A 14,729-nucleotide genomic window follows, 5' to 3' on the forward strand; every position below is an offset into this window, starting at 1 on the left:
TGATACTCCAACTTACATTATAGCAAGCAGGCGCTTATTTTCAAAGATTTTTTATAGCTGTTCATATAAGTGTAACACTTTTGACCTGCTTCAACTTTGTTGGCTTGTTTGTCCGCTGGAAAAGGTGTATCATATTAAGATGTAGAAGTTGCAGTGGATTGAATGGAGGAGTTTTATGCCTACACCGAGCATGGAAGATTATATTGAACAAATTTACATATTAATGGAGAAAAAAGGATATGCCCGAGTGTCCGATATAGCAGAGAATCTGCAGGTACATCCGTCTTCTGTTACGAAAATGGTGCAGAAGCTGGATAAAGATGAATATCTGAAATATGAAAAGTACCGTGGCTTGATTCTTACTGATAAAGGAGAGCAGGTCGGCAAACGGCTTGTCTATCGGCATGAACTTTTGGAAGACTTCCTGCGAATCATCGGTGTCGAGGAAGAGAATATTTATCAGGATGTAGAGGGTATCGAGCATCATATGAGCTGGAATTCAATCGAGCGGATCGGTAATCTTGTTCAGTACTTCCAGGAAGATAATGAACGGAAAGAAGCATTGATCAAAATACAGCAAAAACAGAAGTCTTAACAGAAACCATCCAATTTGGATGGTTTTTTTGTTCTAAAAAAGCACTTTCCAGATTAGGTATAATAAAAAGTCATCATGGAGCGTGCTTATGAAAATAGACGGTGTTTTCTCAGGCGGCGGGGTGAAGGCTTTTGCATTCATCGGTGCTATACAGGCTGTGGAGAAGGAGAAATACGAGTTTGAGAATGTGGCTGGCACCTCTGCTGGTGCTATTGTCGCCGGCTTGCTGGCAGCAGGCTACAGCGGGGAAGAAATGGAAGCATTGCTTCAAGAAACGGATATCAGTAAATTCACCGATCCTATTAAGCTTACAAGATATATTCCCTTTGCCAACTGGCTTACGCTATATTTCAAGATGGGCCTGTATAAAGGAAATGCATTGGAACGCTGGCTTTATGAGGCATTGGCAAGAAAACAAGTGTATACTTTTCAGGATTTGAAGCCTCGAACATTGAAAGTGATCGCAGCAGATGTAACATTAGGCAGATTAATCGTTTTTCCGGATGATTTGAACGAGACATATGGAATCGATGGAGGAAGTTTCCCGGTAGCCCGGGCTATTAGGATGAGTGCAGGTATTCCGTACATATTCATGCCGGCAAAACTTCTCTATAACAATCGGAAAAGAAGTCTGCTGCTCGACGGCGGAGTGCTGAGCAACTTCCCGCTTTGGACACTGGAAGGGGAGGAGCGTCTATTGAGGCGTCCTATCCTGGGAATGAAGCTGAGTGAAGCAGTACAAAAAATTCCGGTCCAGAAAGTTCATCAATCTTTTGATCTGTTTTATGCGCTTTTTAAGACGATGAAGGTAGCGCATGATATGCGTCATATAAATCAGGAAACAGCAAGGGACATCATCTTCATTCCGGTAGAAGGTATCGGAATGGCCGATTTCGATATATCAGCTTTGGAAAAGGAGAAGCTGATAGCAGTCGGCAGAGAGAAAGCAGAGCACTTCCTAAAACGCTGGCCATAAAAAAAGTCGGGCATCAGATGCTCGACTTTTTGCGTTTCTGTTTGTTTCCTTCGATGACACGAAGCTGCGGACCGCGTGAGCGATCCTTTACCGTACGTTTTTTTCTGGCAGCGGAAGCTTTTTTGATACTAGCTGCTGGTTTAGCAGGTTTGCTGACAGGACGGGATTTTGGCTGCTTGTATTTCTGCTTGGACTGCTTTACTGCTTTCTTATATTTCTGCATATCACTGCTGCTGCCGCTGCCGCCTGCAGCGGAGCGGCCACGCAAGCGTGTAAGAATGAAGTAGAGTAATGCACCAAAGAGGACGGCACCTCCGATCCATACGAGCACGTTTTGGAAGAATGCTCCTGGATTTGTCACGAGCTGCATGCTGACACCGATGACAGCAAGACCAATCAAAACAAACACGATGATGGAAGACCCAGATCTACGCAACCCATTTTCCTCCTTTCCATGCCTTGATGGTGACATGGTTTCGTTATCTTACTATCTTTATACCACTATTCACCTGTACAGAATCATTTTCAAGCACTTTTTTGAAAGAAGCCAGGGCAACTTCCACTTGATCATCCTTTGGCTCTTTTGTCGTGACCAGCTGCAGCCATAGGCCTGGATAGCCAAGGAAGCGAAGAACAGGGATATCACGAACCTTGTTCGTCAGCTGAAGTACCTCGAAGGACAGACCGATGACAAGCGGCAGAAGCAGGATACGGTTCACCATACGCCACCATAGCGGATCTGTGGCAACGAACATATACACAATCACCCCGACTATGACAGTGAACAGCATAAAGCTTGATCCGCATCGATAATGAAGCCTGGATTGCTTTTGTACATTCTCTACCGTAAGCGGCAGACCGTTTTCGTAACAGTTGATCACCTTATGTTCAGCGCCGTGATATTGGAATACACGCCTGATCAATGGTGTCAGGGAAACGAGATAAACATAGGCAAGAAGCAGGATAAGCTTCAGGAAACCTTCCAGTGCAACCTGTTCGAATCTGGAAGGAAGCCACTTGTCGAAGAAATCCGCGACGAGTGCAGGAGTCAGTGTGAATATCAATTTCCCGAAGATAAAGGATAGTACACCAACGGCACCGATACCAATGATCATTGCCAGCTTTGATTTTTTCTCCTCTGGAACTATCTGTGCATCGTCCTCAGGATTGACCCCGTAACGTTCTGAAGAAAAGTTCAGATGCTTCGTGCCATTGGCGCTAGCGTGTATGATCGCTGCGATTCCTCGCAGTATAGGTATCTTTTTCAGCTTGGATAATTTCGGATTGTCTTGGCGTTCGACGGTTAAGTAGTCTATGCTCTCGTCATTTCTGCGAACGGCAGTAACGAAGCTGTTTTTTCCCGCAAACATGACACCTTCAATGACGGCTTGCCCGCCATAGGTATTGGTTTGTTTATCTGACATTATTTCACCAGCCTCGTTTCGATTTCCTTCTATTTTACTAAAAAAATACAGATAACACTAGATGGCATCTGTGATTAAAATCGTTTGGTTAAGGCATGCTACGTATTGAGGTGAATTTTATGCAGCAAAACCGCAAAACCGCATCACGTTTTAATAGAAGTGCCGTCGCTACCGGATTCGTCGGCGGCGTGCTTTGGTCAGCCATCGCATGGGCAGCATACTTCTTTCATTTTACCGACTTGTCTGTGGCGGATTTCGTCCTCCGTTCATGGGTTTGGATGCCTTGGGCTGACACTTGGGTAGCTGAGCTGATCAGCATTTTCATAGTCGGTATTCTATCCATCTTGGTTGCCTACTTGTATTTCCTGTTCTTGAAAAAACAGCAAGGAATCATCCCCAGCTTAATTTTCGGTGTGGTGCTCTGGGTTCTTGTCCAGTTGGTGCTGGCCCCGATTATCCATGGCGTGGATAGTGCACTCCAATCAGATCGGAATGCAAATATCACGACAATGTGCTTGTATTTGCTTTATGCTGTATTTATCGGATACAGCATCAGCTTCGAATACCAGCAAAGTGAAGCATACCAGGAAAATTAAGCATTTCGAATTTTCAATCACAAAGCCTTCGTCTTATGTTACACTATGTGAAAGTTAAAATAATGTAACCAAAGGATGAAGAACGTGAATCGCTTAATGTTGATCAATGGACCGAATTTAAATTTGCTCGGAACGAGGGAACCTGGTATTTATGGAAGTCATACGCTGTCTGACGTAGTTGCGGAAGTTAAAAAAGTGACAGACAGCTTTGGATATGAACTGGAGGACTTTCAGTCGAATCACGAAGGTGCGATGGTCGACAAGATTCAGGAGGCTGGCCGTACTTGCAGCGGAATTATCCTGAATGCCGCGGCCTATACGCACACTAGCATCGCTATCAGGGATGCAATTGCGAGTGTCCCGATTCCGGTACTGGAAGTGCATATATCGAATATCCATACGCGGGAGGAATTCCGTCATCATTCGATGCTGGCATCCGTGTGTAAGGGTCAGATCGTCGGTTTAGGTATTAAAGGATACCGATATGCGGCTTTAGCGCTGCTGGAGAAATAAAGGGAGAGGAAGAAACAGATGGAGAAATTAGAGAAATTACGTGCCTTAATGGAAAAGAAGAACTTGGACGCATTCATCGTAACGAGTGCACAGAACCGCCGATACATATCAGGCTTTACCGGAAGTGCAGGTCTTCTCATCATCACTAAATCGAAGCAGCTGTTCCTCACTGATTTCCGTTATATTGAGCAGGCAACAGAACAAGCTCCTGATTTTGAAATCATCGAGCATAAACAGTCCATCATTCAGGAAGCTGCTGCACAGCTTCTTAAAGAAGGTGCTCAGCAAGCAGGATTTGAGCATGAAGATGTTACTTTCGCACTGTACCAGCAGTTTCAGAATGCTGTACATGCAGACCTCATTCCTGCATCAGGCTTGATTGAGGAGCTGCGTCTGATCAAATCAGAGGCAGAGCTTGCTATCATGAAGACCGCTGCAGAGATTGCCGATGCAGCATATACACATATCCTTACTTTCGTGAAGCCAGGCATGAAGGAAATCGAAGTTTCCAATGAGCTTGAGTTCTTTATGCGCAAGCAGGGCGCGACACAATCCAGTTTCGATACGATCGTCGCTTCCGGATACCGTTCCGCATTGCCGCATGGTGTAGCATCAGATAAGGAGATTCAAAAGGGCGAATTGGTCACGCTGGATTACGGTGCCCTCTACAATGGATATTGCTCGGATATCACCCGAACTTTTGCAGTAGGTGAGATAAGTGACAAATTACGTGAAATTTATGATATAGTACTAGAGGCGAATCTTCGAGGAGTAGCAGGCGTGAAACCGGGTATTACTGGTAAAGAAGCCGATGCGCTCACACGAGACTATATCTCCGAAAAAGGCTACGGTCAGTACTTCGGACATTCAACCGGACATGGGCTTGGTATGGATGTACACGAATCGCCTGCTCTATCCTTCCGTTCCGATACGGTATTGAAGCCGGGAATGGTTGTTACAGTAGAGCCGGGGATCTACATACCGGAAGTAGGCGGATGCCGAATTGAGGATGATCTCGTGCTGACAGCTGATGGCAGTGAACGCCTGACGTTCTCCACTAAAGATTTAATTACTTTGTAACAGCCGTTTTTCGAAGGAGGAAAACAATGATTTCAGTAAACGATTTTCGTACGGGCCTAACAATCGAAGTAGATAATGGCCTGTGGCAGGTTATCGATTTCCAGCACGTAAAACCAGGTAAGGGTGCGGCATTCGTACGTTCTAAACTGCGTAATTTGCGTAATGGTAACATCCAGGAAAAAACATTCCGTGCTGGAGAGAAAGTATCTCGTGCACATATCGAACATAAAAAGATGCAATATCTTTATGCTTCTGGTGAAACACATACTTTCATGGACACCGACACATACGATCAGCTGGAACTTTCCACAGCGCAGATCGAATATGAGCTGAAATTCCTGAAAGAGAACATGGAAATCAGTGTTATGACTTTCGGTGGTGAAACACTTGGTGTAGACCTTCCGAATAACGTAGAATTGAAAGTTGTAGAAACAGAACCAGGTATCAAAGGTGATACTGCAAGCGGCGGTACGAAACCAGCTATCGTAGAAACTGGTTTGAGTGTGCAAGTACCTTTCTTCATCAACGAAGGCGATGTACTTATCATCAACACATCAGATGGAAAATACGTTTCACGTGCATAAGACAGCGAGAGGGCCTCTTCCCAACATGGGAAGGGGCTCTTTTTTTGTGGCATAAACCATTCAGAGGCACATACATTACAGTATGGACAACGTGTCCAATCGAAGTTAGAGGTGAGCAGAATGAAGGAAATCCAGAAATTGTTTCGACCGCCTTTACAAGCTCTCTTGTCAGAAAAAGTAGGGAGACGATGGGACAAGCTGCAGGAAATTCGCTGCCGGACGAATCAGCAGCTTGAGTTGTGCTTCGATGACGGAACTGAATGGATTGAAGCTTCGCTAATGGAGGCTGCAGATGCTCGGTTCATGCTGAATCAATTGAGTGATTTTTCTTTATATGCACTTGAAAATGAATTGCGGGAAGGTTATATCACCATTGCAGGAGGGCATCGCGTCGGATTGAGCGGGCAGGTCAATACAGAGGGCGGTGTCGTAAAAGCTCTTAAGCATATATCCTCCTTCAATATAAGAATTGCCAAAGCAAGGCCGGGAGCAGCGGGAAAAATCATGTCTTCCTTGTACAAGCCTGACGGCACTTGTCGCCATACGCTTATCATAGGACCGCCGAAGTCTGGTAAAACGACCATTCTTCGTGATATAGTCCGTTCTTTATCTACAGGCTGGCAGCAATATCCGGCGTTGAAGACTGCAGTGGTTGACGAACGCTCTGAAATTGGAGGAAGCATCAATGGCATACCGCAGCATGATCTTGGAAAAAGGACGGATATCATGGATGCCTGTCCGAAAGCAGAGGGTTTAATGATGCTGATCCGATCGATGTCCCCTGATGTAATAGTGGCGGACGAGATTGGAAGCGAGCGGGATGTCCAGGCATTGCAGGAAGCCTTGCATGCAGGTGTGAGGATCGTATGCAGTGTTCACGGTGACAGCTTGGATTCCATCCGACAACGTCCTTCTTTAAAGCCCTTATTCGAACAGAAAGTATTCGAACGCATCGTCATTTTGAAAAAGGGCATGTCTCCTGGCGTAGTACAAGCTTTGCTGGAAACAGCTAGTCCGGCAGGTGCAAACGTATGAAGTGGATAGGAGCAATACTTGTGCTTATTGCCGCAACTTGGGTAGGTTTCGAGCTGTCCCGCAAACTGCAGCAGCGACCAAAGCAAATCCGCCAGCTGATCAGCAGTCTGCAGGTGATGGAGGCAGAAATACTCTACAGTCAGACAAGCATTATTGAAACAAGCGAAAATCTGGCCAAACAGGTTCCACAGCCTGCCGCATCGTTTTTTCGCTCTTTATCTGATAAGCTGCAGCTGCATCCTGCAGGCCTGTATGACTGCTGGGAAGAGACGACAGAGGCTTGGATAGGCACAACAGCACTGAAACCCGCTGAAAAGGATGTTTGGCTGCAATTCGGCCGTACACTTGGCCAGCACGACTTTGAACAGCAGCAAAAGCATATCCAGCTGGCCAGAACCCACCTGGAACGGGAGCTGGAGGAATCAGAAGAAGCGAGTCAGCGTTATGGAAAAATGATCCGTAACCTTGGATTCCTGACAGGTTTGCTGATCGTACTACTGCTTATCTGAACGAGGTAGGAAAGGAGTCCGCTATGCTCGGAGAAGCAATGATTCTATTTCAAATCGCAGGTATCGGGATGATTGTCGCAATCATTCATACTGTACTGAAGCAAATGGGAAAGGAAGAGATTGCACAATTCACGACACTGATGGGTTTCATCCTGGTACTGCTCATCGTCTTGGGCAAATTATCGGAACTGTTCCAGCAGATCAAGTCGGTGTTTTTATTCCAGGGATGAGGCGATTAAGATGGATATCATTATAATCGTATCCATTGGCATTGTAGCAAGTTTGCTTGCCTTGATTGTAAAAGAACAAAATTCATCGATTGCATTTTTTGTTGTCGTGGTGACGGGAATAATCATTTTCCTGTTCATCCTGCAGAAGATTACTGGCATTCTGCTTCTGATTGAACAGCTGGGTGAACGGGCAAATGTGGAAGGTCTTTATATCAAAACGATCTTGAAAATCATCGGCATTGCTTATATCACGGAATTCGGTGCGCATCTAACACGAGATGCCGGATTATCAGCAATTGCTGCAAAAATAGAGCTTGCCGGAAAAATCATTATCATAACGGTGGCCATACCGATTCTGACAGCGGTCATCGAGACAATCATGAGTTTCATGCCGGGCGGATAAGGAGCTGGATACGTTGAAACGCTGCTTGGTATTTCTTTTTGCTTTGTTTGGTGTTCTTGCACTTCCATCAGCTGCTTTTGCTGAGACAGGCCAAGGAGAAGAACAGGAGGCGGCGATCACAGCATTCGACAGTCTGCCGACTGAAGAACTCACGGGTTATTGGGAGCTTTTATCAGACAAGTACGGCCAGTTTATACCGGAACTGGAGAAAGGCTCTTTCGTTGATTTTATCAAGCAGCAAGGAGATATCTCCATCCAATCATGGTTGAAGGGGCTTTTTGAATATCTGCTGTATGAGCTGCTGCTCAATGGAAAGCTGCTTGGTATCTTGATTCTTTTAACTTTATTCAGCAGCATCCTACAGACAATCCAAACCGCATTCAATAAAGGTTCAATCAGCAAAGTCGCTTATCTGATCGTATGTATGGTCCTTCTGACACTTCTTTTGAACAGCTTCCGTTTGTCCGTGAATTACGCAATGGAAGCTATCAATGGTATGAGTGATTTCATGCTGGCTTTGATTCCGCTGCTGCTTGGATTGATGGCTTCGTTTGGAAGTTTATCTGCCGTCGCTTTCTTTCATCCTATCATTGTTTTCCTTATCCACGCCAGCGGGCTATTGATCGCAAAGATAATCATCCCATTATTCCTCATGAGTGCTCTCTTGCATCTAGTCAGTACAATCAACAAAGAGTATCCAGTAACCCAGCTTGCCGATTTATTGAAAAACATCGGACTATGGCTGTTGGGTATTTTCTTTTCTGTCTTTCTTGGTGTCATCTCCGTCCAGGGTGCCGTTACAGCGGTACAGGACGGTGTAGCGATGAAGACAGCCAAATTCGTTACCGGAAACTTCATACCTGTCATTGGCCGTATGTTCACCGATGCTACTGATACTGTGCTTAGTGCTTCACTGCTTCTGAAGAACGCAATCGGGATTGTCGGGGTGCTGATCGTTTTGGCAATCTCGTTGTTTCCGGCAATCAAGATTCTCGCTATCGCACTTATCTACAAAATTGCCGCAGCCTTGCTGCAGCCGCTAGGTGACGGTCCGATCATCAAATCAATGCAAGTGATGAGTAAATATATCCTTTATATATTCGCTTGTCTGCTCGTAGTCGCGTTCATGTTCTTCATTGCCATTGTCATCATTGTGGCTTCGAGCAATGTCACATTAATGCTGAGATAGGAGCTGGTCACTTGGAAGCCTTGCAATCATGGGTGATGCAGATCATTCTGTTCATCCTTCTCGCTTTTGTACTGGATATGGTTTTACCAGATACCGATATCCGCAAATACGTCAAGCTGGTCATGGGGCTCATGCTGCTCCTGCTATTCCTTAAACCAGTTTTCGCATTATTCCAGGTAGATTCAACGAGAGCGGTGCAAGAAGCAATGGAAGGCTTTGCTGCTTTGACAGACGCCCCCTCGATAGAAAATTCAATAGAAGAGAAGAAAAGTGAAATAGATTCCGTACAGCGCGCATATATTGAGGAACAGATGGCTGTCCAATTGAAGGACCAAGCAAATCCAACGCTGCAAGAGAAGTTTCATATGCAAATTACAGACATCGCAGTGGCCTTTAAGGAGGGAGAGGATGAGGAAACGACCGAAGCAATCGATTCCATCCAAGTAACGGTGCAGAATACCGACCAGGGATTACCGGAAGGAGAAATCAGCGACGTCGTCATCGACAGTTCCCGTCCTATCGAAGCAAATGAACAGACCGAGGACATGGAGAGAGTGAAATCCCATCTGGCCGAAATCTGGGAGCTTGAAGATCTGCCGCTTGAGGTCACCCAAAAAGGGGGGACAGGATGAAGAAATTACTAGACAAGCTTTCCGAACAGTGGAAGCTGAAAGATTCCCAGAATAAGAAACCGACAAAGCTTGGATATTTGGTCATTGTCGGACTGCTAGGTGCTTTGCTTTTACTCGTAAGCGGCTTATTCACGGGACAGAAGGAGCCAGATGGACAAAACACCAAGCAGATTCAAAATGAAACAGCAGCAGAAACAGAAGAGACTTTCGCAAAGAAAGAAAACGACGCTTCTTCGGCTTCGACTACAGATTTGGAAGCAGCGTACGAGCAAGACCTGGTCGGCCTGCTGGAAAAAATCAAAGGTGTTTCCGAAGTGGAAGTAATGGTCAATCTGAACAGCACCCATCAGAAGATTTATGAAAAGAATCTGATCATCGGCCAGCAGACATCCGAAGAAACCGACCAAAACGGCGGCGAACGGGTAGTGGAGGATGAAAATGAGGAACAGCAGGTAGTGCTCGTCAGACAAGGAGATCAAGAAGTGCCGCTGCTGGTTGAAACAAGAAAGCCAGAAGTGAGAGGGGTGCTTGTTGTTGCAAAGGGGACAGAACAAGCAACAGTTCAGGAATGGGTTGTGGAAGCTGTATCACGAGTGCTGGATGTACCGACACATCGAATTTCGGTCATGCCGAAAAATTAAGGGGGAATTGGGATGTTGAAGAAACAAACAGTATGGCTATTGACGATGCTGAGCTTGCTGATCGTATTGAGTGTCTATTATATGACTTCTCCGAATGGGGACGAACTGGCTTTTATAAATGATAAAGCGGATGAAAGTGGGACGAGCACAACAGCCGGCGACTCTGGGGAAACTGGTTCCAAAGAAGAAGGAGAAGCCGATGTAACGACTGAACCGGCTAATGTAGATGAACTATTTGCCAGCATCCGGATGCAGACAATGGATCAGCGAAGCGAAGCAAAAACGAGACTTGAAGAAATTGTTGCCAGCTCTTCCACAAGCACAGAAGAAAAGAATGAAGCAGTCAGCCAAATCGAACTGATGGAGCAATTCGCATCGAAAGAGTCCATCCTGGAAGAATCAATCATTGCAGAGAAAGGCTATGAGGAAGTGCTTGTCCGGGCAGAAGATGGACATGTACAGGTTACCGTAAAAGCCGACAAAATGACAGCACAAGAAGCCAATAGCATCATGCAGATGGCTGCAGATGAATTCGCAGGAGCCAACGTGGATGTAAAATACATTCCGCAGAAATAACCAGGGAGGAGCATTCCATGAATGCTCCCTTTTCTATAGGAGGGTGTTTAGTACGATTTTGTTTAGAGTGGTGGTATGCTAGGGTATGATTAGCAGCAGGCTATACATAAGCAGGGAGAAGGCGTAAGCAGTGAAGACAGTATTCAGTTATCTTAAACCTTATTGGCTCATAATCGTAACTTCATTGGTTTTTATCATGATGGAGCTTTCCGTTGAACTTGTGCAGCCATTTCTTTTGCAAAAGCTCATTGATGACGGCATTGCCGCTGGCAATAATGGACTTGTAATCGAGCTGGGCCTGGGAATGGTGGCCATTGCAATTATAGGATTCGGAGCTGGAATCATCAATATTTTCTTTGCCGATCATCTTGGTCAAAGTGTTGGAAAAGAGCTGCGGGATCAGATGTATGAAAAGGTCCAGCAGGCGGAGCTTCAGGATATCCAGCATTTTGGCACCAGTACACTCTTAACCAGACTGACAAATGATGTCAACCAAATTCAGCTTACTATTGTCATGTTCTTCCGTTTCATGATCAGGGCTCCTTTCCTGATTATCGGAGGAACCGTTATGGCATTTATAGTGAATGCCAGGATTGCACTTATACTACTGATTGTCATTCCTATTCTGCTGATTTTTCTGCGTTTCATCATGAAACGGAGCATCCGTTATTTCGGGACTGTGCAGCGCGGTGTGGATAAAGTTAATCATGTGATGCGTGAAAACCTTGTCGGGCTCCGGCTTATCAGGATTTTTGCCCGAGAGGAGCATGAACAAAATCGCTTTGAGCAGGCTAGCAATGAGCTGCGTCAGAATATGCTGAAAGCATTTCGTTATACGGAATTGTCGGTACCTTTGCTCACTTTGGTGATGAATATCGGTATTTTGGCCATTTTATTTATTGGCGGCATACAGCAGCAAACGAATGTCGGCGATATAGTTGCAATCGTTAACTATGCAACAAGGATTACAGGGGCATTGAGTGTTGTCGGCATGCTGATTACGTTTTATGCACGGGCAAAAGCATCCAGCACACGAATTGCTGCGATACTGGAATTGGATCCTCCTTCAGATGATGGAGAGACGACATCTGAAACTTATCGCGGAAAGATAGACTTAGAGCAGGTGAGCTACAGATATCCAAATGGTAAAGTACCGGTCATTGAAGATTTCACGATGAAAATCAATCCTGGTGAACGTGTCGCTATATTAGGGGAAACAGGCTCCGGCAAATCAACTTTATTGCATCTTATGATTGGATTATACGAACCTGACAACGGAAGAGTATTGGCAGATGATACACCTTTATCTAACTTGGACAGCAGATCTTTTCGCCGACAAGTCGGTTTCGTTTCCCAGGATGTGCAATTATTTTCTGGTACAATCCGGGAGAATATCGCCTGGGGAGTACCTGATGCAAGCGATGAAGCAATTATACGTGCTGCAAAGGATGCGCAAATTTATGACACGATTAACAAATTTCCAGATAAGCTTGATACAAGACTCGGGCAAAATGGAATCAACCTTTCGGGCGGACAAAAACAGCGGCTTACGATTGCGAGAGCATTGCTGTTACAGCCGTCACTTCTTCTATTGGATGATAGTACAAGCGCTCTGGATTTGCAGACAGAACGCAAACTATTGGAGGTGCTCAAGCGCTACCAATGTACGACGGTACTTGTCACACAAAAGCTTAGTACAGCGATGCAGTGTGATCGGATATTAATCGTAGAAGATGGAAAGCGAACTGCATATGGCACAGCAGATGAGCTTTTGGAGCAGTCAGAGCTGTTCCGTGAGATTCGGGCTTCCCAGCAGAGGGAGGCGGCATTATGAAAAAGTTATCGGAAGCGTTCAGATATAAACGGCCGGCATATAATGCAAACGCTCGTAAACAGAAAGCAAAAGTAGAAAATCCTAAAGATACTTTGCTAAGAATTTGGCAATACATGCTTCACGAGAGACGTCTGCTTTTCAGTACACTCGGTATGATTATTGTAAGCTCTATTCTGGCGTTGGCTGGTCCTGTCATTCTGGGACATATCGTTGACAGATTTGTAAGTGGGGATTATACGGCAGTATATCTTCTGCAGCAATTGAGCTGGCTGCTGCTGATTTATTTCACTGTTGCTGTCATGACATTTTTGCAAGGCTACTGGATGATCACCATCTCGCAAACAGCTGTGTACTCGATCAGGAAGGATCTTTTTGTCCATCTGCAGAAATTGAAGCTTGCTTTCTTTGATAAGCGGCAGCACGGAGAGCTTATGAGCCGGATGACGAATGATGTGGATAATATTTCGACGACGCTCAATACGTCGATGGTTCAGATCGTATCCAGTATCATTACCTTTATCGGTATACTGGTTGTCATGGTCATGCTCAGCCCAGTACTTACGATCATCACGCTGCTCGTTGTACCCATCATGTTCATCGGCATCAAATGGATCACTAACCGAACCCGGCATGCTTTCAGAACACAGCAGCAAGCTGTCAGCAGTGTGAACGGTTTTGCAGAAGAAAGTATATCCGGCCAGGCAGTCATTAAAGCATATGCTCAAGAGAGCAAAGTGACGGATATTTTTCGCAATAAAACAGAACAACTGCAGCATGCGGGATTCTGGGCTCAAACTTTTTCCGGCTTCATTCCTAAGTGGATGAATATGCTGAATAACATTAGTTTTGCGGTCATTGCCGGCGCTGGTGCTCTCCTTATTGGGTATGGACGTGCGGGTATAACTGTAGGGACGATTGTCATCTTCCTGGAATACTCAAGGCAATTCACTCGGCCGTTGAATGACTTGGCGAACCAATTTAATTCCTTGTTCTCGGCTCTTGCCGGTGCAGAAAGGGTTTTTGGGATTTTGGACGAGCAGGAAGAACACGAAGAAACGGCGAAACAAACAGTATCTAAACTTCGAGGAGACATACGCTTCGAGAATGTGACATTCACGTATGAAGGAGAACCTGCCTTGAAGGATATCAATTTCTCTGTTCAGTCGGGGCAAATGGCAGCATTCGTCGGCCCAACCGGATCTGGGAAAACAACGATCATGAACTTGATTGCTGGTTTTTATCAGCCTGATCAAGGGCAGGTAACAATAGATGATAACCCGCTTCCTGAGCTGGATTTTGGCAGCTACCGTAATCGAATCGGAGTTGTCTTGCAGCAGGATTTCTTGTTCAAAGGTACTATCCTTGAGAATATCCGCTATGGTAAATTGGATGCTACAGATGATCAAGTGATAGAAGCAGCCAAAGCAGCCAATGCTCACCGGTTCATTACCAGACTTCCGGAAGGATATGAAACGGTAGTGGGGCAGGATGGCGGCGGTCTTAGTCACGGGCAGCGTCAGCTGCTGTCCATTGCCAAAGCGTTATTGAAGGATCCGGATATCCTCTTGCTGGATGAAGCAACATCCAGTATTGATACGATTACAGAACTCAGGATCCAGCAAGCGATGAAAGTGTTGATGGAGGGGCGTACAAGTATTGTAGTGGCGCATCGACTTAATACAATCGAACAGGCCGACAAGATATTTGTGCTGCAGGATGGAGAAATTAAAGAACAAGGGAGCCATCATGAGCTGATGGAGCAAAAAGGCTTCTATTCTGCACTGCAGAATGAGAAAACACAGCATGCTTCGAGCAGCTGATACTCCCCGATTAATCGTAGGTGTTGCGATTTTTTTAACGTTTGCGTAAAATATGTTAGTGATTAAATCTGTAGGAACCATTTTGCAGGACC

At 45.4% G+C, this 14,729-nt stretch carries 18 protein-coding genes; 16 read left to right on the forward strand and 2 right to left on the reverse strand.

The annotated features are described in order from the left end of the window. The first annotated feature begins 175 nt into the window (after positions 1-175). Positions 176-595 (forward strand): transcriptional regulator MntR, encoded by a 420-nt coding sequence (gene mntR, locus CHH91_RS05925; protein WP_095222544.1) that lies wholly within the window; start codon positions 176-178, stop codon positions 593-595. An 88-nt stretch (positions 596-683) separates the two neighbouring features. Further along, positions 684-1,571 carry a patatin-like phospholipase family protein gene (locus tag CHH91_RS05930; RefSeq protein ID WP_095222545.1) on the forward strand — a complete coding sequence of 296 codons (888 nt, stop codon included), beginning with the start codon at positions 684-686 and terminating at the stop codon, positions 1,569-1,571. Between the two features lie 13 nt (positions 1,572-1,584). On the opposite strand, the gene CHH91_RS05935 is transcribed toward CHH91_RS05930, so the two are convergent. Together CHH91_RS05935 and CHH91_RS05940 are read right to left on the reverse strand one after the other, a co-directional pair. Next, a complete protein-coding gene (locus CHH91_RS05935; protein WP_286160703.1) occupies positions 1,585-2,007 on the reverse strand; it encodes an SA1362 family protein in 423 nt (140 codons plus the stop codon). A gap of 43 nt (positions 2,008-2,050) precedes the next feature. Further along, on the reverse strand, positions 2,051-2,995 hold the full coding sequence (locus CHH91_RS05940; protein WP_095222547.1) for a DUF1385 domain-containing protein: 945 nt from the start codon (positions 2,993-2,995) through the stop codon (positions 2,051-2,053). 119 nt (positions 2,996-3,114) lie between these two features. Here CHH91_RS05940 and CHH91_RS05945 point away from each other — a divergent pair, with 119 nt between their 5' ends. The 14 genes from CHH91_RS05945 to CHH91_RS06010 all read left to right on the forward strand — a co-directional run bounded on the left by CHH91_RS05945 (position 3,115) and on the right by CHH91_RS06010 (position 14,637). Beyond that, on the forward strand, positions 3,115-3,591 hold the full coding sequence (locus tag CHH91_RS05945; RefSeq protein WP_176465694.1) for a YqhR family membrane protein: 477 nt from the start codon (positions 3,115-3,117) through the stop codon (positions 3,589-3,591). 84 nt (positions 3,592-3,675) lie between these two features. Next, positions 3,676-4,104, forward strand: a complete 429-nt coding sequence (gene aroQ, locus CHH91_RS05950; protein WP_095222549.1) for a type II 3-dehydroquinate dehydratase — start codon at positions 3,676-3,678, stop codon at positions 4,102-4,104. 18 nt (positions 4,105-4,122) lie between these two features. Beyond that, on the forward strand, positions 4,123-5,184 hold the full coding sequence (locus CHH91_RS05955) for a M24 family metallopeptidase (RefSeq protein ID WP_095222550.1): 1,062 nt from the start codon (positions 4,123-4,125) through the stop codon (positions 5,182-5,184). A gap of 26 nt (positions 5,185-5,210) precedes the next feature. Then, positions 5,211-5,768: an elongation factor P gene (gene efp, locus CHH91_RS05960; protein ID WP_095222551.1), complete on the forward strand. Its 558-nt coding sequence runs from the start codon at positions 5,211-5,213 to the stop codon at positions 5,766-5,768. Between the two features lie 120 nt (positions 5,769-5,888). Further along, on the forward strand, positions 5,889-6,803 hold the full coding sequence (gene spoIIIAA, locus CHH91_RS05965) for a stage III sporulation protein AA (protein WP_095222552.1): 915 nt from the start codon (positions 5,889-5,891) through the stop codon (positions 6,801-6,803). Further along, positions 6,800-7,312 (forward strand): stage III sporulation protein SpoIIIAB, encoded by a 513-nt coding sequence (spoIIIAB, locus tag CHH91_RS05970; RefSeq protein ID WP_095222553.1) that lies wholly within the window; start codon positions 6,800-6,802, stop codon positions 7,310-7,312. The genes spoIIIAA and spoIIIAB overlap by 4 nt, the downstream gene beginning before the upstream one ends. Before the next feature lie 23 nt (positions 7,313-7,335). After that, entirely contained in the window at positions 7,336-7,542 is a 207-nt protein-coding gene (spoIIIAC, locus tag CHH91_RS05975) for a stage III sporulation protein AC (protein WP_038561221.1), read from the forward strand. A gap of 4 nt (positions 7,543-7,546) precedes the next feature. Beyond that, the gene (spoIIIAD, locus tag CHH91_RS05980) at positions 7,547-7,945 is read left to right on the forward strand and encodes a stage III sporulation protein AD (protein WP_245609722.1); all 399 of its coding nucleotides are present in this window, start codon (positions 7,547-7,549) and stop codon (positions 7,943-7,945) included. A 13-nt stretch (positions 7,946-7,958) separates the two neighbouring features. Beyond that, a complete protein-coding gene (spoIIIAE, locus tag CHH91_RS05985; protein ID WP_286160704.1) occupies positions 7,959-9,134 on the forward strand; it encodes a stage III sporulation protein AE in 1,176 nt (391 codons plus the stop codon). A gap of 11 nt (positions 9,135-9,145) precedes the next feature. Beyond that, the gene (gene spoIIIAF / locus CHH91_RS05990) at positions 9,146-9,766 is read left to right on the forward strand and encodes a stage III sporulation protein AF (protein WP_095222555.1); all 621 of its coding nucleotides are present in this window, start codon (positions 9,146-9,148) and stop codon (positions 9,764-9,766) included. Next, positions 9,763-10,407: a stage III sporulation protein AG gene (gene spoIIIAG, locus CHH91_RS05995; RefSeq protein WP_095222556.1), complete on the forward strand. Its 645-nt coding sequence runs from the start codon at positions 9,763-9,765 to the stop codon at positions 10,405-10,407. The genes spoIIIAF and spoIIIAG overlap by 4 nt, the downstream gene beginning before the upstream one ends. A gap of 12 nt (positions 10,408-10,419) precedes the next feature. Beyond that, complete coding sequence (locus tag CHH91_RS06000; RefSeq protein ID WP_095222557.1) at positions 10,420-10,983, forward strand: SpoIIIAH-like family protein; 564 nt, start codon at positions 10,420-10,422, stop codon at positions 10,981-10,983. A gap of 130 nt (positions 10,984-11,113) precedes the next feature. Beyond that, on the forward strand, positions 11,114-12,817 hold the full coding sequence (locus CHH91_RS06005) for an ABC transporter ATP-binding protein (protein ID WP_095222558.1): 1,704 nt from the start codon (positions 11,114-11,116) through the stop codon (positions 12,815-12,817). After that, on the forward strand, positions 12,811-14,637 hold the full coding sequence (locus CHH91_RS06010) for an ABC transporter ATP-binding protein (protein WP_095222559.1): 1,827 nt from the start codon (positions 12,811-12,813) through the stop codon (positions 14,635-14,637). Before CHH91_RS06005 ends, CHH91_RS06010 begins: the two co-directional genes overlap by 7 nt. Positions 14,638-14,729: the final 92 nt, after the last annotated feature.

The organism is Virgibacillus sp. 7505 (assembly GCF_002272135.1).
GTDB lineage: Bacteria > Bacillota > Bacilli > Bacillales > Amphibacillaceae > Terribacillus.

Bases quoted from the DNA above. Each gene is read 5' to 3' on its own strand.
- spoIIIAB (WP_095222553.1), top strand. From the start codon at position 6,800: ATGAAGTGGATAGGAGCAATACTTGTGCTTATTGCCGCAACTTGGGTA.
- CHH91_RS05940 (WP_095222547.1), bottom strand. From the start codon at position 2,995: ATGTCAGATAAACAAACCAATACCTATGGCGGGCAAGCCGTCATTGAA.
- CHH91_RS06000 (WP_095222557.1), top strand. From the start codon at position 10,420: ATGTTGAAGAAACAAACAGTATGGCTATTGACGATGCTGAGCTTGCTG.
- CHH91_RS05930 (WP_095222545.1), top strand. From the start codon at position 684: ATGAAAATAGACGGTGTTTTCTCAGGCGGCGGGGTGAAGGCTTTTGCA.
- spoIIIAA (WP_095222552.1), top strand. From the start codon at position 5,889: ATGAAGGAAATCCAGAAATTGTTTCGACCGCCTTTACAAGCTCTCTTG.
- efp (WP_095222551.1), top strand. From the start codon at position 5,211: ATGATTTCAGTAAACGATTTTCGTACGGGCCTAACAATCGAAGTAGAT.
- spoIIIAG (WP_095222556.1), top strand. From the start codon at position 9,763: ATGAAGAAATTACTAGACAAGCTTTCCGAACAGTGGAAGCTGAAAGAT.
- CHH91_RS05955 (WP_095222550.1), top strand. From the start codon at position 4,123: ATGGAGAAATTAGAGAAATTACGTGCCTTAATGGAAAAGAAGAACTTG.
- spoIIIAC (WP_038561221.1), top strand. From the start codon at position 7,336: ATGCTCGGAGAAGCAATGATTCTATTTCAAATCGCAGGTATCGGGATG.
- mntR (WP_095222544.1), top strand. From the start codon at position 176: ATGCCTACACCGAGCATGGAAGATTATATTGAACAAATTTACATATTA.
- CHH91_RS05945 (WP_176465694.1), top strand. From the start codon at position 3,115: ATGCAGCAAAACCGCAAAACCGCATCACGTTTTAATAGAAGTGCCGTC.